This window comes from Tenacibaculum litoreum, from assembly GCF_964513915.1.
Classification (GTDB): Bacteria; Bacteroidota; Bacteroidia; order Flavobacteriales; family Flavobacteriaceae; genus Polaribacter; species Polaribacter litoreum.
On sequence record NZ_CAZEQS010000003.1, the window covers coordinates 412,932 to 432,170 of the forward strand.

17 protein-coding genes are annotated in these 19,239 nt (G+C 31.0%); 8 read left to right on the forward strand and 9 right to left on the reverse strand.

Annotated elements, in window-relative coordinates:
* The first annotated feature begins 437 nt into the window (after window positions 1-437).
* From rpsA to ACKTTR_RS07965, 6 genes are all read left to right on the forward strand, one after another.
* Complete coding sequence (gene rpsA, locus ACKTTR_RS07940; protein WP_047788829.1) at window positions 438-2,207, forward strand: 30S ribosomal protein S1; 1,770 nt, start codon at window positions 438-440, stop codon at window positions 2,205-2,207.
* A 155-nt stretch (window positions 2,208-2,362) separates the two neighbouring features.
* A complete protein-coding gene (gene glmM, locus ACKTTR_RS07945) occupies window positions 2,363-3,757 on the forward strand; it encodes a phosphoglucosamine mutase (protein ID WP_408027335.1) in 1,395 nt (464 codons plus the stop codon).
* Between the two features lie 4 nt (window positions 3,758-3,761).
* On the forward strand, window positions 3,762-4,607 hold the full coding sequence (locus tag ACKTTR_RS07950) for a hypothetical protein (RefSeq protein WP_408027336.1): 846 nt from the start codon (window positions 3,762-3,764) through the stop codon (window positions 4,605-4,607).
* 102 nt (window positions 4,608-4,709) lie between these two features.
* The gene (locus ACKTTR_RS07955; protein WP_408027337.1) at window positions 4,710-6,176 is read left to right on the forward strand and encodes an aminotransferase class V-fold PLP-dependent enzyme; all 1,467 of its coding nucleotides are present in this window, start codon (window positions 4,710-4,712) and stop codon (window positions 6,174-6,176) included.
* A gap of 7 nt (window positions 6,177-6,183) precedes the next feature.
* The gene (locus ACKTTR_RS07960; protein ID WP_408027338.1) at window positions 6,184-7,239 is read left to right on the forward strand and encodes a M14 family zinc carboxypeptidase; all 1,056 of its coding nucleotides are present in this window, start codon (window positions 6,184-6,186) and stop codon (window positions 7,237-7,239) included.
* Between the two features lie 82 nt (window positions 7,240-7,321).
* Window positions 7,322-7,801, forward strand: a complete 480-nt coding sequence (locus tag ACKTTR_RS07965; RefSeq protein ID WP_047788824.1) for an Lrp/AsnC family transcriptional regulator — start codon at window positions 7,322-7,324, stop codon at window positions 7,799-7,801.
* 96 nt (window positions 7,802-7,897) lie between these two features.
* Here ACKTTR_RS07965 and ACKTTR_RS07970 read toward each other — a convergent pair whose 3' ends face one another.
* From ACKTTR_RS07970 to ACKTTR_RS08005, 8 genes are all read right to left on the reverse strand, one after another.
* Window positions 7,898-8,758 (reverse strand): neutral zinc metallopeptidase, encoded by an 861-nt coding sequence (locus ACKTTR_RS07970; protein ID WP_408027339.1) that lies wholly within the window; start codon window positions 8,756-8,758, stop codon window positions 7,898-7,900.
* A gap of 178 nt (window positions 8,759-8,936) precedes the next feature.
* Complete coding sequence (locus tag ACKTTR_RS07975; RefSeq protein WP_408027340.1) at window positions 8,937-9,632, reverse strand: pseudouridine synthase; 696 nt, start codon at window positions 9,630-9,632, stop codon at window positions 8,937-8,939.
* A gap of 4 nt (window positions 9,633-9,636) precedes the next feature.
* Window positions 9,637-10,839: a multidrug effflux MFS transporter gene (locus tag ACKTTR_RS07980; protein WP_408027341.1), complete on the reverse strand. Its 1,203-nt coding sequence runs from the start codon at window positions 10,837-10,839 to the stop codon at window positions 9,637-9,639.
* Window positions 10,840-11,103: 264 nt separating this feature from the next.
* On the reverse strand, window positions 11,104-11,466 hold the full coding sequence (locus ACKTTR_RS07985) for a DUF6438 domain-containing protein (RefSeq protein WP_408027342.1): 363 nt from the start codon (window positions 11,464-11,466) through the stop codon (window positions 11,104-11,106).
* Window positions 11,467-11,558: 92 nt separating this feature from the next.
* The gene (locus ACKTTR_RS07990) at window positions 11,559-12,557 is read right to left on the reverse strand and encodes a zinc-binding metallopeptidase (protein ID WP_408027343.1); all 999 of its coding nucleotides are present in this window, start codon (window positions 12,555-12,557) and stop codon (window positions 11,559-11,561) included.
* Window positions 12,558-13,187: 630 nt separating this feature from the next.
* Entirely contained in the window at window positions 13,188-13,337 is a 150-nt protein-coding gene (locus ACKTTR_RS07995; RefSeq protein ID WP_408027344.1) for an adenylosuccinate synthetase, read from the reverse strand.
* A 105-nt stretch (window positions 13,338-13,442) separates the two neighbouring features.
* Window positions 13,443-15,548 carry a flavin monoamine oxidase family protein gene (locus ACKTTR_RS08000; RefSeq protein ID WP_408027345.1) on the reverse strand — a complete coding sequence of 702 codons (2,106 nt, stop codon included), beginning with the start codon at window positions 15,546-15,548 and terminating at the stop codon, window positions 13,443-13,445.
* A 220-nt stretch (window positions 15,549-15,768) separates the two neighbouring features.
* Window positions 15,769-16,494, reverse strand: coding sequence for an NAD(P)-dependent oxidoreductase (locus ACKTTR_RS08005; RefSeq protein ID WP_408027346.1), 726 nt, complete (start codon window positions 16,492-16,494; stop codon window positions 15,769-15,771).
* Between the two features lie 143 nt (window positions 16,495-16,637).
* On the opposite strand from ACKTTR_RS08005, the gene ACKTTR_RS08010 reads away from it, so the two are divergent.
* Together ACKTTR_RS08010 and ACKTTR_RS08015 are read left to right on the forward strand one after the other, a co-directional pair.
* On the forward strand, window positions 16,638-17,201 hold the full coding sequence (locus tag ACKTTR_RS08010) for a TetR/AcrR family transcriptional regulator (RefSeq protein ID WP_408027347.1): 564 nt from the start codon (window positions 16,638-16,640) through the stop codon (window positions 17,199-17,201).
* 12 nt (window positions 17,202-17,213) lie between these two features.
* Entirely contained in the window at window positions 17,214-18,128 is a 915-nt protein-coding gene (locus ACKTTR_RS08015) for an NAD(P)/FAD-dependent oxidoreductase (RefSeq protein WP_408027348.1), read from the forward strand.
* 48 nt (window positions 18,129-18,176) lie between these two features.
* On the opposite strand, the gene ACKTTR_RS08020 is transcribed toward ACKTTR_RS08015, so the two are convergent.
* Complete coding sequence (locus ACKTTR_RS08020) at window positions 18,177-19,070, reverse strand: TolB-like translocation protein (protein WP_408027349.1); 894 nt, start codon at window positions 19,068-19,070, stop codon at window positions 18,177-18,179.
* Window positions 19,071-19,239 lie beyond the last annotated feature (169 nt).

The following is a 19,239-nucleotide window of genomic DNA, read 5'->3' on the forward strand; positions in this document are numbered from 1 at the left end:
ATTGATTAAAAATATGATTAGTATAGCATATTTATACGACAATAATCTTTTAGATAATGATTCCATATCTATAGAAGATATTTTTTTGTCAAATAAGAAAATAAAGAAAAAATATTCGAGTACAAAAGAGGTTAAACAAATCATAGACTTTTTAAAGCTTCAAAAGTCTACTTTTAATTTTGTTTTGATAAGTGTTATTATTTCATTTTTACTTGCTCATATAAATCATTAACCACTATTTGCATTTCTCAGTGTCTTAACCCTCTAAAAACCAAAACATTTTAGGTTACTTCAAGAATTATTCGTAAATTTGCACGCCTTTTTACGAGTACAGATTTAAAAAGGGTAAAAAATAACATTTATTAAGTTTAATTTCTCTTGGCGTTAGTATCGTTAAAAATCTGGTTAACAAAAAGATACAAATATTTATTTCAGACATGTCTGAAGAAACAAAAAACACAGCAGAAGCTGTAAATCCAGCAGAATTTTTAGCAACCTTTAACTGGCACAAATACGAAGAAGGTATTGATGAAGTTGATGAGTCTAAATTAAAAGAATTTGAAAAAGCCTTAGAAGGTACTGTAGGGTTCGTAAACGAGCGCGATGTTATCGAAGGTGAAGTAGTACGTATTACTGATCGTGATGCTATTATTGACATTAACTCTAAGTCTGAAGGTGTAATTTCGTTAAACGAATTCCGTTACAACCCAAATTTAGCTGTTGGAGACAAAGTAGAAGTATTAGTTGACAAAAGAGAAGACTCTTCAGGTCAATTAGTATTATCTCACAAAAAAGCACGTGTAATCAAAGCTTGGGATCGTGTTAACAATGCACACGAAACTGGTGAAATCGTTAACGGTTTTGTTAAGTGTAGAACTCGTGGAGGTATGATCGTTGATGTATTTGGTATTGAAGCATTCTTACCAGGTTCTCAAATTGATGTGAAGCCTATCCGTGACTACGATCAATATGTAGAAAAAACTATGGAATTCAAAGTTGTGAAAATCAACCACGAATTTAAGAACGTAGTAGTATCTCATAAAGCGTTAATTGAAGCTGATTTAGAAGATCAAAAACGTGAAATTATCGGTCAATTAGAAAAAGGACAAGTATTAGAAGGTGTTGTTAAAAACATTACTTCTTATGGTGTATTTGTTGACTTAGGAGGTGTTGACGGATTAATTCACATTACTGATTTATCTTGGTCTCGTATCAACCACCCGAACGAAGTTGTTGAATTAGATCAAAAATTAAACGTTGTAATCTTAGACTTTGATGATAACAAGTCAAGAATTCAATTAGGATTAAAACAATTATCTGCTCACCCATGGGAAGCTTTAAATGCTGATTTAAAAGTTGGTGATAAAGTAAAAGGTAAAGTAGTTGTTTTAGCTGATTATGGTGCATTTGTAGAGGTTGAAGAAGGAGTAGAAGGATTAATCCACGTATCTGAAATGTCATGGTCAACTCACTTACGTTCTGCACAAGATTTCGTAAAAGTTGGTGATGAAGTAGAAGCTCAAATCTTAACATTAGACCGCGAAGAGCGTAAAATGTCTTTAGGTATGAAGCAATTACACCCAGATCCATGGACAGATATCACTACTAAATACCCAGTAGGTTCTAAACACACTGGTACTGTACGTAACTACACTAACTTTGGTGTATTCGTAGAGTTAGAAGAAGGTATTGATGGATTAGTATATATCTCTGATTTATCTTGGACTAAGAAAATTAAGCACCCATCAGATTTCGTAACTGTTGGTGATCAATTAGAAGTTCAAGTATTAGAATTAGACGTAGAGAACCGTAAATTAAACTTAGGTCACAAGCAAACTCAAGATAACCCTTGGGATGCTCATGAATCTACTTACACAATCGGATCTATCCACGAAGGTACTATTAAAGAGAAGAATGATAAAGGTGCAACTGTAGTATTTGCTGATGGTGTTGAAGCTTTCGCTCCAACTCGTTTCTTAGAAAAAGAAGACGGAGGTAAATTAGCTAAAGGTGACGAAACTAAGTTCCAAGTAACTGAGTTTAGTAAAGAGTACCGTAGAATTGTTGTTTCTCATACTTCTATCTTTAGAGAAGAAGAACAAAAGAACATCAAAGCTGCTGCTGCTAAAGCTCAAGAAGTAGAAAAAACTACTTTAGGAGATATCGGTGGATTAGCTGAGTTAAAGAAGAAAATGGAAGGAAAATAATCCTTACAACTTCTTAAAAATTATAAACCGTTAAGCTTGTAAAGCTTAGCGGTTTTTTTAGTTCCTTATGTAACAAATGTTACAGTTAAAGCTCTTCCTTTATAAAGGATACTTTCTTAAATAGCTTTATATTTGCTCATCAATTAAAAATTAATATGACACTTATTAAATCTATATCAGGTATTAGAGGTACCATAGGCGGAAATACAGGTGACAACTTAACACCTATAGATGCTGTAAAATTTGCAGCAGCTTACGGTACGTTTATAAAAAAGAAAAATGCAGAAAAAGAAAAAATTACTATTGTAATAGGTAGAGATGCTCGTATTTCGGGAAAAATGATAAGTAACTTAGTCGCAAATACACTAGTAGGTTTAGGAATTGATGTAATCGATTTAGGCTTATCTACGACACCAACTGTAGAAGTAGCTGTTCCTTTAGAAAAAGCGGATGGAGGTATTATTTTAACTGCTTCTCACAATCCCAAACAATGGAATGCATTAAAACTTCTGAATGAAAAAGGAGAGTTTTTAAATGGTGAAGATGGAGCTGAAATTCTAAAAATTGCTGAAAATGATGCTACTATACAGTTTGCTGAAGTTGATGATTTAGGAGCATACAAAAAAAAGAAAGATTATATAAAAAAGCATATTAAAGAAGTCTTAAAACTTAACTTAGTTGATACAGAAGCCATTAAAAAAGCTAATTTTAAAGTAGTAGTAGACGGTGTAAATTCTACAGGAGGAATTGCTATTCCTGCTTTACTAGAAGAGTTAGGTGTAAATTGTATAGAATTATATTGTGAACCAAACGGACACTTTCCACACAATCCAGAACCTTTAAAAGAACACTTAACTGATATTTCTGAATTAGTAGTAAAGGAAAAGGCAGATTTAGGTATTGTAGTAGATCCTGATGTAGACCGTTTAGCTCTAATTTCTGAAGATGGTTCTATGTTTGGAGAAGAATACACTTTAGTAGCTTGTGCTGATTATGTATTAGGACAGCTAGGTGGTGGAAATACAGTTTCTAATCTTTCGTCTTCAAGAGCATTACGTGATGTTACTGAAAAACATGGAGGAACATACACAGCAAGTGCAGTAGGTGAGGTGAACGTGGTACAAATGATGAAGGATACCAATACTGTAATTGGAGGAGAAGGAAACGGAGGAATCATTTATCCTGAGTCTCATTATGGAAGAGATTCATTAGTAGGAGTCGCTTTATTCTTATCACATTTAGCACATAAAAAAACATCTTGTAAAGAGTTAAGAGATTCGTATCCTAGCTACTTTATGAGCAAAAATAAAATCCAGTTGACACCACAAATAGATGTTGATAAGATTTTAGAAACCATGGCTACCAACTACAAAAATGAGGATGTAAATACTATTGATGGAGTAAAAATTGATTTTGCTGAAGAGTGGGTTCACTTACGAAAATCTAATACTGAACCAATCATTAGAATTTATACAGAAAGTACTAGCCAAGATAATGCAGATGCTTTAGCCAAAAGATTTATCACTGAAATACAACAAATAATACAATAGTTCTTTGAAATTAAAAATAGTAAGTTTATTAATGCTGATCGTTTCAGTATCAATAATAGCGCAGGAGAAAAACGAGGAAATCATTCAGAAGAAAAAAGTAACTAACAAAGGTAAATTCTTCGTTTATTGGGGATGGAACTGGTCTAGTTACTCAGATTCAGATATTCGTTTTAAAGGAGCAAATTACGATTTTACGTTACAAAATGTAAAAGCTCAAGACAGACAAACAAAGTTTTCATTTAATGATTATTTCAATCCAGGAAGAGTAACTATTCCTCAAACAAATTATAGAATAGGATATTTCTTTAAAGAAAACTACACCGTTTCTATTGGAGTAGATCATATGAAATATGTAATGATAGCTGATCAAGATGTAAAAATCAATGGAAACATTAATATAGGAAACGCGAAGTATGATGGAACATATAATAACGAAACCATCAATTTAGCAGCTGATTTTTTACGTTTTGAACACACTGATGGACTGAATTACCTTAATGTAGAAGTAAAGCGTTTTGATGATGTAAGCCACTGGTTTGGTTTAAACTTAGAAAACTTACAAATTAATTTAACAGAAGGTGTGGGGCTTGGTATTTTATATCCAAGAACTAACACAACCTTATTAGGTATGGAGCGCCACGACGATTTTCATTTATCAGGATATGGAGCTTCTATTGGTGGTGGTTTAAATATTACATTTTTAAAACACTTTTTTGTACAAGCTGATTTAAAAGGAGGGTATATTTATATGCCAGATGTTAGAACAACTAAAAGTTCTATAGACTCTGCCTCACAAAGTTTTTACTTTTTTGAGAACACCATTTTAATAGGAGGTAAATTTAGACTTTAATAACAAAGTGTTATAAATACGTTAATATTATAACTATTTTAGGCTAACTACTAGTATACTGCTAATTTTACGCAACATAACAAACAACTAGAGATTTCAACTATGGATTTAGAACAGTATTTTGATAAGTTCAGAAAAAATATTGTAGGTATAGATCAAACTTTTCAAACACCATATGGTGAAAAGAAAATGATTTATACAGATTGGACTGCAAGTGGAAGATTATATCGACCTATTGAAGAACAACTTTTAAATAAGTTTGGACCTTTTGTAGCCAACACTCATACAGAAACTTCAACTTCAGGAGCAGCTATGACTTTAGCATATCATGAAGCACGAAATATCATCAAACGTCACGTAAACGCATCTTCTAATGATGTGCTAATTACGGAAGGATCTGGTATGACGGGAGTTGTTAATAAATTTCAGCGTATTTTAGGATTAAAAATAAATGAAAATTTAAAAGAAAACACACAGGTTCCAGATGAAAAAAGACCTATTGTCTTTGTAAGTCATATGGAACACCACTCAAACCAAACATCTTGGATTGAAACCATAGCAGATGTAGAAGTTGTTCCTTGTAATGATGAAGGTTTAGTGTGTTTAGATAAGTTTGAAGAAACTATAAAAAAATACTTAGATAGACCTATTAAAATAGCCTCTATAGTAGCAGGATCAAATGTAACAGGGATAAAGACTGACTATCATAAAGTAGCTTCATTAATTCATAAATATGGAGGTTTATGCTTTGTTGATTTTGCCTGTTCTGCACCTTATGTTGATATTGATATGCATCCTGAAAAAGAAGATGAATATTTAGATGCTATTTTCTTTTCTCCACATAAGTTTTTAGGAGGCCCTGGAAGTTCTGGAGTGTTAATTTTTAATAAAAAATTGTATAAAAACATGGTTCCTGATAACCCTGGAGGAGGAACGGTTAGTTATACAAACCCTTGGGGACAACATGATTATTTTGACGATGTAGAAACGCGTGAAGATGGAGGTACACCAGCTTTTTTACAAACAATTAAAATAGCTTTATGTATTCAGATAAAGGATCAAATGGGTACAGATAAGATAAAGGAACGTGAAGATGAAATCAATCCAATTATCTTTAACTGTTTAGAAAACTTAGAAGGAGTTAAAATATTAGCTCCAGATCATAAAGATCGTTTGAGTATTTTTTCTTTCTATTTTGAAAAATATCACTTCAACCTTGTTGTAAAATTATTAAACGACCGATTTGGAATTCAAACTAGAGGAGGATGTTCTTGTGCAGGAACTTATGGACACTTCTTATTAAATGTAGATCAAATAAGATCAAATGAGATCAAAGGTCAAATATTAGAAGGTTGTAATACAGAAAAACCAGGTTGGGTGCGTTTATCAGTACACCCAACAATTACAAATGAAGAAGTACAATTTATTTGTGAATCGTTACAAGCGTTAGCTGAAAATATTGAAGAGTGGTCTAAAGACTATGAGTACGACATTGCTAAAAATGATTATGTACATAAAACCATTGAACCAATTGAAAAGCAACTGGTAACTGATTGGTTTTCGCTATAATTATGATATGACACACTTAAGTAGCTCTTTTTTAGAAGACAATTATTCAAAAATTAAAGAAGACTCTATATCTGGTAGGTGGATAACACTAACAGATATAGAACCTTTATATTTAGGCTTACAAAACTCACAAATTCAAACAAAAATTATAGGAGAATCTGAAGAAGGTAGAGCCATTTATCAATTAAAACTAGGAAAAGGTAAAAAAAGAATTCTTGTTTGGAGTCAAATGCACGGTAATGAAAGTACAGGAACCAAAGCAGTATTTGATTTTTTAAAGTTTATTCAACGTTTTTCTACCCACGAAATAACAGAATCTATTTTAAACAATTGTAGTATTACCATTGTTCCGATGTTAAATCCAGATGGAGCACAAGCATATACACGTGTTAATGCTAAGAATGTAGACTTAAATAGAGACGCAGTAGAGTTAGAGGCTAAAGAAAGTAAACTTTTACGTAGTATTTTAGAAGAAGTAAATCCTGAATTTTGTTTCAATCTTCATGATCAAAGAACTATTTTTGGTGTTGAGGGAACTAAAAATCCAGCAACAATTTCATTTTTAGCACCTTCAGAAGAAGAAAAAAGAACAATTACAGAAGGGAGGAAAGAAACTATGAATGTAATTGTAGCTATGAATGATTTATTACAAGAAATTATACCTAATCATGTTGGTCGTTATACAGATGAATTTTACCCAACTGCTACAGGAGATAATTTTCAAAAGTTAGGACACAATACAATATTAATTGAAGCGGGTCATTTTCCGAATGATTACGACAGGGAAGAGGTTAGAAAATTCAATTTTTACGCGCTATTACAAGGAATATACCACATTTCTTCAGCAGAAAACTTCAAGGAATTTGAAAAATATTTAGCTATTCCTAACAATATCAAGAACTTCTACGATGTGATTTATCGATCAAAAAATAATGAAAAAGATGTTGCTTATCAGTATGTAGAAACTATAGAAAATGATAAATTTGCACTCGTTTTAAAAAAGGAGAAAGAAGGTAACTTATCTATGTATTTAGCTCATAAAGAATTCATAAAAAACAGTTAAAAATTCTACTTTCTTTAAATAAAACTTATTTTTTTTAGAAAAAAACTATATTTTAGCAATATTACTTGAAGAAAACAAAAAAATGAAGAAGTTCATACTAGATGAGATTGATCATCAAATTTTAGACATTTTAATTGAAAATGCTCGTACACCTTTTACAGACATCGCAAAGAAGTTGTTAGTATCAGCTGGTACTATACATGTACGTGTAAAGAAAATGGAAGACGAAGGAATTATTCAAGGGTCTACTTTAACCTTGAATTATGAAAAAATGGGGTATTCGTTTATTGCTCACGTTGGAATTTTTTTAGAGAAAACTTCTATGACACAACATGTGCTTGATAATTTACGTTTAATTCCAAATGTAACTGTAGCCTATGTAACTGCTGGAAAATATAATATTTTCTGTAAAGTACGTGCTAAAAACACTAACGATGCAAAAGACATTATTTATAGAATAGATGATATTCATGGTGTTAATAGAACAGAGACAATGATTGCTCTTGAAGAAAGCATCAATGATAAAAAGCGTTTAATGCACGCTATTTTTAAAGATATTTAAAAACTATTTTTATAAAAGTTAAAAGGGTAGCATAATTATGCTACCCTTTTTATTGTTTAATAAATTAACTTTTTATGATATTAGTTTTTTGTTAGTTTATTTTAAATTTTCAAATTCTTCCTTAGAAATCTCTCCTGAGTTAATTTTTCTTAACTCTTCCATTTTAGATAAGATAAAGTTATGTAAGCCAGCATCTATATCATCCGGTTTCTTTAAATCTTGACGTAAAGCTCCTGGTAATACATAATTATCATAGTAGTAAAAGAAATTATAATCAAAACTACTTACAGTTAAATTATAATCTCCTAATAAGTACCCTAAACGGAAAGCTGAACGACGTTGAGCTGGAGTTCCGTGGTGATTTGAACTAGTTGTATTATAATCACCTATAGAAGCAGCAAAATTATATGCTGGAGCTGCTTGTGTCCAAGTAGCATTATATCCATTAGGCTTTTTAATATAATAACCAGCAAAACCATCAGCTTCTAACTCAGTAGCTCTGGCAGTACTTTCTCTTCTTGAAGGTAAGTTGTTTTGGTATTGCAACTGGTGGCCAACCTCATGAGCTTGAACCATAGCACAAGAAATTCTACCTCCTTGGCTTAAAGCCATATTATATAGCTCTTCACCATAAATAATATAACCACTACCGTAAGAAATAGCATTAGCTGTACCTGAACCTTTTGCAAAGTATAAAGGAATAGTGCTAATGTTAAAAACATCAGCTATTTTAACGTTTTGGTTATTTAAAAAATTTGTTTCTGATTGATTTACAATAGTTGAACTAATGTAAGCGTTTTGACCCCAATTGCCATCTATATAGCTACATACTTCAAGAGAATGAGTGTCAAATAATTTAGCATCTTGATTATCAACAGGGTTAGTGTCGTTATCACTACAACTTACCATTAATACGGCTGCTGTAGCTGCTAATATGAAGGGTTTTAAATTTTTCATTTTTTCTTTGATTTAAATCATAATAAAAAGGTTAATTAATTAAACAATCAATAACCTAGCGTTAAAATGATTAAAATATTGCCCTTCTGTTTAAATAAAAACAGTTTTTATAAAGTTGTTGATTTTAAGATATAAAATCCGACAAACTAAAAGTGAATAGAGTGGAGGAGTCCCACTTTTATAAATTCCAATTAAACTTTTCAAAAACTACACACCAATCTTTAGGAAAATCAGCTTTTATTAATAATTTTTCATTTGAATATGGATGAATAAACTCTAAAGAATATGCATGTAAAAAAAGGTTTTCACAATCAAAATTATCAATAAACATTGTGTTGTGATTTTTATCACCATATTTAGGATCCCCAACAAGTGGGTGACTAATTTTGTTCATATGGATTCGTAACTGGTGTAACCTACCTGTTTTAGGGGCTAACTTTACCAAACTATACCTAGATGTGTCATAAGGTTTTACAGGAATATTTACTGTAACAGTCTTTATGGTGTTTAAGTGTGTTTCTGCATCTTTATGTACGTTGGCGTCTCTACCTTTTACAGGAGAATCTATAATTTTGGTTTCTGGAGCATGACCTCTAACAATTCCGTAATACGTTTTTTGTATTTCGTTATTGGTAAATAGTTCTTGAAACTTGGCTACAAACTTTGTTTCTTTTGCAAGTAATATAATTCCAGACGTTTTTCTATCAAGACGATGAATTGGATACATTTTTTGATTGAACTGCTGTTGAATTATTTGCAACAAAGAATCTTCGTCAGCAACATTTCTAGAATGATGCGCGTGATGTACTACTACATTGTTAGGTTTTGATACACACAACACATATTCATCTTCATAAATAACATCTAGCTTCATTATACTATTCGTTTACTGGTTTTAATTTGGTAAAATTTAAAAGGAGTAAAGATAACGCACCACATATAAAAAATCCCATAAAAAGTGGGAGAGTAGTGGTTTCAACATATTTTCCTATAAATGTAGCAATTGGTACAGCCATAATTGTAGATACAAACCCATTAATAGCAGCTCCAATTCCTGCAATATGTCCAACAGGTTGCATTGCTAATGCTCGAAGGTTTCCAAATAAAAATCCGATTGAAAAAAACTGTAAAGCAAAGAAAATTAGTAGTATTACAATACTTGGATTTTCCTTTTGATAAAATAATGTTATGTAAATAATAGGAACTATTGAAAACATAATTAAAAAGAATGAAACGAGTTTATGCATTCCAAATCTCATAACAAATGAACCATTTAAAAAAGTAGCAAAACCAACAGAAATAGCTAAACCAGCAAATATGTAAGGAAATTCGTCTACCAATAAATACTGTTCTTGAAAAATTTGTTGTGAAGCACTTAAATATACCATAAACGACCCTGTGATAAAGCCAGATATTAGTGTAAAAATAACAGCTTGTTTATATTTTATAAATTCTTTAGAACCATCTAAAAATAAACGAAATGCAAACTTAATTCTGTTTTCTTCTTGAAGAGTTTCTGGTTGACGCTTCCATAACCAAAACATAACTACGACACCAAATACTAATTGACTATAAAATATAGATTTCCACCCGTAGGCATCTAACATTAACTTACCAATTGCAGGTGCGACAACAGGAACTAAAATAAAAATCACCACAATAAACGACATAATTTTAGCCATGTAGTTTCCACTAAAACTATCTCGAACCATCGCAATACTTATTGTTCTAGGGGCAGAGAGTCCAACTCCTTGTAAAACTCTTCCTAAAATCATCATTTCTATGCTAGTAGCACTAACACAAATAAAGCTTGCAATAACAAAAAGTATAAAACCTCCATAAATAACAGGTTTTCTTCCTAAACTATCAGAAATTGGACCAGAAATTAATTGTCCAAAGCCCAGTCCTAAAAAAATCATTGTCACTAATAATTGACTATCATGTGATCCTTGTTGAACTCGAATACTAATACCTATTTGTTCTAAAGCTGGGAGTAATGCGTCTATTGATAAAGCTACTAATGACATTAGAGAAGCCATTAAAGCAATGAATTCTAATTTCGATTGATTCTTTTTTTGCATTAGGCAAAAATACTGCCTTTATTTTAGTTAGAAGTGTGGAGAAAAGTTAAAAAAAGGCTGCTTTTTTAACAGCCTTAAACAAACAATATCATAACTTTATAAGTCTAATAAAAAGACGCTGTTAAGAATAAAATGTAGTGAAACAAAAAAATGTAAAAAGTGAAGGGGCCTTTTATTCTATAAACAGCGTCGTATACTATATACATCTTACAGTTTATAAAACAGCTATAATTAAAATAACCCTACTTTTTTTGTTAAAAATTTTTAAATTTTAATCTTTTCTAGCAAAAACATTAACCTTTTCACTTTCTCATTTTTTTGAATTGCTAGTCTTTTCCTTTTAAATTTAAGGACTGTATTAGGAAAGTCTCTTGTTAATTTTTCTTTTGTTGTAAAATCTATTTTTTCTAATTCTTTTTTTATCTCCTCTACATCTTCAGTTTTTATAGAAAACTGATGCATCCCCAATTTAGAAACATTTTTAATTCCTTCATATAAAACTTTTCCATCTTTAAATAGATACATATCAAAAACAGGGCACTTTCCTAAACATTGTGTTTTTCCGTAGTATAAAAAAGCTTCCTCTTTTTTGATATTCTTTGAACTTGAACATTTTACTAATGTCATAGTCATTAGTATTAAAAAAATATATCTCATAATTTCTTTTAAAAACAGTACCCTTAAAATAAAAAACCTTTAAGAGTACTGAGTAATTAAACTTAATGTCTTCTACATTTTGTTTTATGTGGATTTCCAAAAGAGTTGGCTTGTTTCCATGCTCCAGGTTGTGGCAATTCAAATGTTACAGCATCTCCTTTTTTTCTAAGAGCTAAGTTTTTTCTTATGTGGTTTCTAAAGTTAACTAGTTCATCTCTGTTGTACATTAACAGTATTTTTTTCTCTGCTATAGTTTTACCTTCTGGTTTTTCTTTTAGTGTAGTAAAAGTGGCAAAAACTTCAGCAATATCTTCACCTGGGTTTGTTGAAGCATATTGAGTTACATATCTTTCTTTATACTTATCATAAAATTTTTGTTGTGCAGATTCATCTTTTGTAGCTTCTTGATACTCACTCCAAATGTCATTCCAAAACTTAGAGTGTAGCTCATTGATATACGATTTTTCAAATGCACATCCTTCACCAGGGAAGTAGTTTTTACAGTTTTCTTGAGTTACAGCTGCATCTAATTGGGTATTATTTAAGGTTAATACATGTCCAAATTCATGAATGATTGTATAAGCCAATTCACCTCCAGCATTAAAACCTCCTTCGTAAGCATAGTTAATTGCAATTCCCATTTTCCAATCAGATAAATCTCTTTTAATCTCAATAACAAAGCCAGCACTTCCTGTAACTTCACCATTGTAAATTAAAAACTCACTCATTTTTTTAAGTTGCTCAACAGGAACAATTTTCTTTACTAAGCTCCAAATTTCTTGATGCTTAGCAACATCTTTTTGATACTCTAAATCTTTACCCGTTACTTTATAATCCTGGATTTTACTAATTTCATCTCCAGTTACTTTATATAAAGTAATTTCACCTTCGCTACCTTCAGCATCACCGGTTGTACCTAAATCTCCATCTGAATCAGGAGTTTCATCTGAAGCTTCAGTAGGGTTTAGTACTATTTCTTCATCGTTACTACACGATACATTTACCGCAAAAATTGATAAAACTATCAAAACAGGGATAATTATTCTCTTGATATTTCTCATACTGTTTAATTTTTTAATAATTGTTTAATCTCTTTTCCGCGGATATATTAATTAAACAGAAATATTAAAAATTACCCTACCAAAATAATTTACTGAATAAGCAGAATTCTATCATTTTAAAATATCAAAACTTAGTAGTGGTAAGGGATGAGTGACAAGTGAAATTTATTTTGTTTTTTGAGATTGAAAACACTCTATTTAACATAATATTAATTATAGTACACTTTATAATATATGAGTAAAATAGCGAATACAACGTATTTAACATAATTGTAGATATAACTGACACGTCAGTGTTTTATATCGTCAACAATTATGTTACAGCTATTTACGACCTGAATTTCTTTTTATATTCGTAAGCTATAATTCCATATTATGTAAAATATCCCAGAAGCTGTATTTATTCTTAACGATATTCAGTACTTGGTAATTAAAAATTCAAATACGAAATTCTCACGGATTAAAATTTTAGATTTATAAAGAAAAGTCATTTGTAACTATAATTTGCCTTTATTCAAGGCTACATAAACTTTTAATAACAATAAACTGCTCATTCACTATATTTTAGACTATTTAGCACAGTCTACATTTTTAGCTAAATACGAGCTGAATCCCTCACTTAAAAATTATTTACATTTTTCTGTTTTTTTTCTTTTTCCACAAAATATACAATATAATAATGAAAACTGGTAAAACAATAAATACAATTACTTCAATGGGATCTGAAAAATCCATAGGTTTATTATCATCAGGATTTTGTGTTCCTATGGGTAATTGCATAAATAATAATTTATAAACAGTAAGCATCCTTTTTGTTTTAACAGATTAAACTACTTAAAGTTAATGAATTAAAACTGTATCTACAATTTGCTGTTCCTTTTTTGTTTACGCAGGACAAATAAAAGGGTACTCTTTATCGTCTATTAGTTTTTCTATATTGAAGAAATCGTTTAAAACAGATTCAGCTGTACAAAAAGCACCTTCTACCCAAGCCTGATCGTTAGAGTAAGTAGATCCAATAATAAAAAGATTAGTGTCTTTACCTTTTACTAGTGACGATGGTTTTCGTATTTTTTGTTGTACATCACCAATATTATAATGAGAAAAATAAGCGTGATACCCTGCATTGAATGGTGGTAAAGACCAATCTATATACTTAGTTTCTAAAGGTTCTGGAACGGCAGTATAACTTGCTTGAGAACCAAAATGTAAATTAGCTAATTGTTGTCGTAGCATTTTTACCATTACAGCTGGTGCTTTTCGAGGTCCTTGTAGCGGTTGAGTATCTTGAGATTCAGCTATTTTACGCTCTTTATTAGGCCCAATCTCTAAGGCTTTCCAGAAGGTTGTATAGCGTATATCGTCATAACTTGCTAAAATTCCGTAGACTTTTTTACCTTTTTTATTACGTGCATTGTCTCCAAAATATACAACTTGTCTAATAGGCATGTCTGTTGCACTAGGTCCTATAGTATCTAAATGAGCTATTTCTGTAATTTGTTGCTTTTCTTTATAACTAAAGTTCACTTTTACTATAGCTTCAGCTGCTTTTAAAAAATCAGTTTCCGTATCATAGCTTACATCTATAATTGAAGTTACTGAATTATCGTAGGCTTTATTTTGTTTTTCTGCTTTCAATTTAGCCTTTGCTGCTTCTGAGGCTGCTTTTTCGATTGCTTTTATGTATTTAACAGGGAATTTATCTTTTTTAAGTGCTTTAACACCTTCTTGAGTTAAAAAATAACTATTTAATTTTGCTGGATATTTTGGCGGTGATGGAATATCATCTCTCCACCATGGTGAATCAAAGAACATTCCTATTTTGTAGGATGGTTGCATTAAAACAGATTCTAAATACAATTGTACTTTATCATCGTTTAAAACATCAAAATCACTTTGTTTTTTATTCATGTAACGTGTGGCTTGTGCTACTAAATCAATAGCATACCTTCCCATTGCTAAAAAAGCAGCATCACAAGTTTTTGAATCTAATTCTTTAGTAGGTTCTTCTCTACTCGCTGTGGTATAATGAATCGTGTTTTTATTTTCTAAAATAGAACGTAATCTTGTATTTGGATGATACTCAAAACGAATACCTTTCTCTTCTGAAAGCTTTACTATTTCTTGAAAAAGTGTAGAAAAAATACCAGAATAACCAATGGTTAATGTTTTATACAACGTTCCTGGTGTAAACTCATTATTGACTTCAAATGATTGTGCAGCATTAGTATTTACTACATTTGAAGAATATCCGTTACCATCTGCTAAATAACTAAAGCCTTCTTGTCCCAAAACATCATAAGCTAAGTTCCAATACCCTATATCTTTTAATTTTTGTCCTTTTTTGAAAATAGATTGATCTCCTAAATCTTTTGTTATTTTTCCTTCTTCATAAAACTTACACCATTCATTCCTTGTTGGTGGCAAAGCATCTTCAGATACGTCGATTCCAACACTTTCAATTTCTGTAAAACCATTATCTGGTGCTGAATCTTCCCCGTAATTATTAGCATTATATGGTGCAGGGTTTTGAGCATTAATCTCTGATGTATACATACTTTTTGCTCTTAATGATAAAAGTGGATCACTAGCTTCGTTAAAAGGAACGGAGTATTTTTCTAAACCAATTTCACTAATGATTTTGGTTACTAATCTGTGTCCTGGATTGTTTCCATCATTCGGGTTTGGATTGTTCTTTGTTTTCTTATAGTCCCATGCAGAATAACGCATGCCTCCTAATTCTAGATATGAAGCATCAGGATCGTCATTATAATGCCATGTACAAACTCTAGCACCTGCTGCTCTGGTTCCTTTTTCTTTTTTTGCAAATTGGTAGTTACCCCAATCGTATAATTCAAGAACATCTCCTTTTTTTAAATTTTTCGTTTTGTCTTTTGCATTTGCTGGTTTTCCTTGAAGCAACCTCCATGCTGTATATAAACCCGCAGCTCCTGCTCCAAAAATTGAATATGTCTTGTTTTTATCTTCCATCGTTATAGTTTTTAGCGGCAATCGAATAATTTATTTTTGATTGCACTTCTAAAGATGAAAAAAAATAGACTTGGTTATTGAAAAAATGTAATGAATGTTACGTTTTTGGTTATGAAACAAATAATTGACAGCATCAGAAAGTAAACGTAATAACTACTTAATAAAGAGGCAAATTATTAAGTTTTTTTAGACAAAAAAATGTAAAAATTAAGTATTAATCTTAGTATGATTCACTATAGATTACTGGCATTTGTCCTTTCCATTTATTCCATAGATTATTATCATTGATTAAACTAGCCATAAAATGAGCAACATTGATACGACTAACTTTACCTGCGTTAAAAATAGTACTTCTTGTTGGTGAAGTATATATTGTATAATTAGATACGTTAGTTTCATTAATCAAACTATCTGGTCTCACCGCAACCCATTCAATAAAGTCATCATTTTGACCAATTTGCGTACGTAAATAATCTGCTGCTTTCTCATTATCTACATGTGGCGGTAATAGCAAACGAAGAAGTCCAATAACACATTTTTCTGCAAATGATATAGGTTCATGTAAATCACGGTTACGATTTCCTGTAGTATTCATTAAAACATATTTTGTTAAACCTTTCTGATTATTTGATTTTATAGCATTGCATAATTTTACCGTAGCGTCTGTAACCAGTTTTCTAGGATGTCCATAGATACCTTTAAAAGTTAGATTATGACCAAGGCAAGATATTACTGCGCTACAATCAGAAACAATTTCACGTATTTCTGTATTACTTAATTCTAAAACACTTGCTACAATAATTTGTAAATTATCATGAGTTTTCCAAGAATTAGGTAATTTTTCAAGAGATCTTACTATCACCTTTATTTTATAGTTTTGTATTAGTAATTGCTCTACTAACTTACTACCTGTTGCACCACTTGCTCCAACCACTAAAACTGTCATACTATTTTAATTTATGAATGTACATTATTGTTAACTAAAGACGATGAGTTAATATAATTGTTTCAATGAACTTATTAATTTATATAAAATATTTTTGTCACATCAATGAGACATGCATACCTTTGTCTCATAATTGAGACAACATGAATGATACTAAAACTAAAATTATATCAGCAGCAATTAAAGCGTTTAGTAAAGATCCAAACGCTTCAATGGAAGAAATTGCTGAATCCATTAATTTAAGTAGAAGAACACTTCATCGGTATTTTAAAGGAAAGTCAGAACTAATTGAAGAAATAATTGATTATGCAAGTAACCTTTGTTTACAAAAAACTAAAGAATCGATAGAGTCTTCTACTGACCCAAAGATTCAACTTTATACAATGTTTTTGTGTGATATTAAAAGTGGTTATCAATTTCGCTTTTTATATCACTACAGAGATAATTATAAAGGAATGGAAAACGAGTCTTCTGATTTTAAAGAAATGATGCAAACTTTTAGAGATTTATTAAAGAAACTTAAAACTATAGGCTTATTCAACTCTCAGCTTACAATGGATTGGATTGAGAGCCTATATTTCTCCACAATTGATGCCGCTATAAATCTAATTCTTGAAGATGAATCAAGAACACAAGAAATTACTGAAATGGCTTGGATATCTTATTTCAATGCTGTTAGTCATTCAAAAAAAATAAAAACAAATTAAAAAGTACAAAATATGAGTTATGAAGTCATAATCATTGGTGGTGGTCCAGCAGGAATGAGTGCTGCTTTAGTTTTAGGCAGAAGTAGAATAAAAACATTGGTTTTAAATACCGAAAGCCCTAGAAATAATATCACAACACATTCACACGGTTTTTTAACCCAAGATGGTAAGCATCCTTCTGAAATATTTAGAATTGCCAAACAACAATTAACAAAATATACATCTGTTGACTACAAAAAGGAAAAAGCAGTATCTGTAAAAGATGAAAACAATCTTTTTTCGGTTAAAACAGAACACGAAATATATTCAGCTAAAAGAGTTATTGTAGCAACAGGACATAAAGACAATATTGCTGAGATTGGTATTGAAGGTTTAACAGATGTTTATGGTAAATCTGTGTACCCCTGCCCTTTTTGTGATGGTTTTGAAATGGCCGACAAAAAGTTGGCTGTTATTGGCGATGCTATTATGGCTCCAATGTTTTCAAAAACAATATCTCATTGGTCAAAAGATGTTATAGTCTTTACAAACGGTGAAAAAGTTGAGGATAAAGAGTTGTTATCTAACCTTATTAAAAAAGGGATACAAATAGTTGAGAAAAAAATAAAAAAATTAATATCAATAAAAGGACAGCTTACAGGTGTTGAACTTATTGATAATACTATAATTGAAAGAGAAGGTGGGTTTTTACCAGATACTAAATCTACAGAAAGTACTGACTTTGTTAAAAAAATGAATGTTTCAACAGAAATTGGACATTTTGGAATGGAATTTTATAAAGTCGATGAGAATAAAGAAACAGAAATTAAAGGATTTTATATTATTGGTGATGCCAGAACCGGATGGAGTGGTGTTGCTTCTTCAGTTGCTGAAGGTAGCGAAGTAGCAGCTGCTATTACACATCAAATAATAGAAGAAAACTGGTAGAGATAATTAACTAATGAATTAAAAAAGGTCTGGTAAAACAGACCTTTTTTAACGTTTCGGTTTTAACTCTTCAATAATTTGTGCACTAACCCAAAATATATCTACATCTTCGTAGTCTTTTGAGCCCATGTTTCTATTAAAAAAAAGATATTTACCATCTGGTGTTACACAGGCGAGAGCTTCCCAAGCGTCTGTATTAATCTTATCACCCATATTAATAGGCTCACCCCATGAACCATCTTGTTGTTTGAAGCATATATAAATATCAGAATCGCCATAGCCTTCTTCTCTTTTACCATCAAAAATAAGATACGATTCATCTGGTGCTATAAAAGGATGAAAACTTTTCCCGCTATTAATTTTGCTGTTAAGTAGTTTTGGTTTTTCATACTTTCCATCCACAAATCGTGAATATCGAATATCTCCAGTAAAGTCTGATTTAAACTCATCAAAAAAATAAGTTCCTTTCGAAGAAGCAGTAAGACGCATAATTGGTAAGTCTTTAAAAGGATAATCGAGTTTTTTTACTTCTGACCATTTGCCATTTTCAGTTCGCTCCTTATAACGTTTACTTAAATGCATAATTTTACCGTCGGGAGAAATAAAAGGTGTGCCAACCCTAGATGATATAACAGAATCTTTCCATTGGTTATTTTTATATTGAATCACAACAAATTCTTGTTCTTGACCCTCCTCTCCTTCTCTAATAAAATAAAATTCTTTTAGGTCTGGTGTGAAGACTCCGCTAACTTCCCATCCGTCTGTAATAACGATACCGGGAGCAAAAGGTTCAGGAGTTAAGCCAGGTGGTTTCTGACCTAAATAAGGGCTTTCTATAGTTGGTAGATTGCTATCTTTTGAAGTTTGCTTTTTTGTATTACAAGCATAAAAAAAAGGTATTAATACAAAGGTTAGTATAAAGAAAGGTAATTTATTCATCATGTAACTTTTGATTATTGAAAAACGATAGTACATAAATACAGTTATTACCGTAACACATTGGTTAATATAATGTTAAAAACAAATCTTTACTGAGTTTTTGCATACTAAGTAGACGAGTAAAGAATAATGATGTTACATATCTACCCTTTCAATAAAGTTTGAACTTTAA

What these genes read in the sequence shown, in the direction of transcription:
- rpsA (WP_047788829.1), top strand. Translation starts at nt 438, where the DNA reads ATGTCTGAAGAAACAAAAAACACAGCAGAAGCTGTAAATCCAGCAGAA.
- glmM (WP_408027335.1), top strand. Translation starts at nt 2,363, where the DNA reads ATGACACTTATTAAATCTATATCAGGTATTAGAGGTACCATAGGCGGA.
- ACKTTR_RS07955 (WP_408027337.1), top strand. Translation starts at nt 4,710, where the DNA reads ATGGATTTAGAACAGTATTTTGATAAGTTCAGAAAAAATATTGTAGGT.
- ACKTTR_RS07960 (WP_408027338.1), top strand. Translation starts at nt 6,184, where the DNA reads ATGACACACTTAAGTAGCTCTTTTTTAGAAGACAATTATTCAAAAATT.
- ACKTTR_RS07965 (WP_047788824.1), top strand. Translation starts at nt 7,322, where the DNA reads ATGAAGAAGTTCATACTAGATGAGATTGATCATCAAATTTTAGACATT.
- ACKTTR_RS07970 (WP_408027339.1), bottom strand. Translation starts at nt 8,758, where the DNA reads ATGAAAAATTTAAAACCCTTCATATTAGCAGCTACAGCAGCCGTATTA.
- ACKTTR_RS07975 (WP_408027340.1), bottom strand. Translation starts at nt 9,632, where the DNA reads ATGAAGCTAGATGTTATTTATGAAGATGAATATGTGTTGTGTGTATCA.
- ACKTTR_RS07980 (WP_408027341.1), bottom strand. Translation starts at nt 10,839, where the DNA reads ATGCAAAAAAAGAATCAATCGAAATTAGAATTCATTGCTTTAATGGCT.
- ACKTTR_RS07985 (WP_408027342.1), bottom strand. Translation starts at nt 11,466, where the DNA reads ATGACATTAGTAAAATGTTCAAGTTCAAAGAATATCAAAAAAGAGGAA.
- ACKTTR_RS07990 (WP_408027343.1), bottom strand. Translation starts at nt 12,557, where the DNA reads ATGAGAAATATCAAGAGAATAATTATCCCTGTTTTGATAGTTTTATCA.
- ACKTTR_RS07995 (WP_408027344.1), bottom strand. Translation starts at nt 13,337, where the DNA reads ATGCAATTACCCATAGGAACACAAAATCCTGATGATAATAAACCTATG.
- ACKTTR_RS08000 (WP_408027345.1), bottom strand. Translation starts at nt 15,548, where the DNA reads ATGGAAGATAAAAACAAGACATATTCAATTTTTGGAGCAGGAGCTGCG.
- ACKTTR_RS08005 (WP_408027346.1), bottom strand. Translation starts at nt 16,494, where the DNA reads ATGACAGTTTTAGTGGTTGGAGCAAGTGGTGCAACAGGTAGTAAGTTA.
- ACKTTR_RS08010 (WP_408027347.1), top strand. Translation starts at nt 16,638, where the DNA reads ATGAATGATACTAAAACTAAAATTATATCAGCAGCAATTAAAGCGTTT.
- ACKTTR_RS08015 (WP_408027348.1), top strand. Translation starts at nt 17,214, where the DNA reads ATGAGTTATGAAGTCATAATCATTGGTGGTGGTCCAGCAGGAATGAGT.
- ACKTTR_RS08020 (WP_408027349.1), bottom strand. Translation starts at nt 19,070, where the DNA reads ATGATGAATAAATTACCTTTCTTTATACTAACCTTTGTATTAATACCT.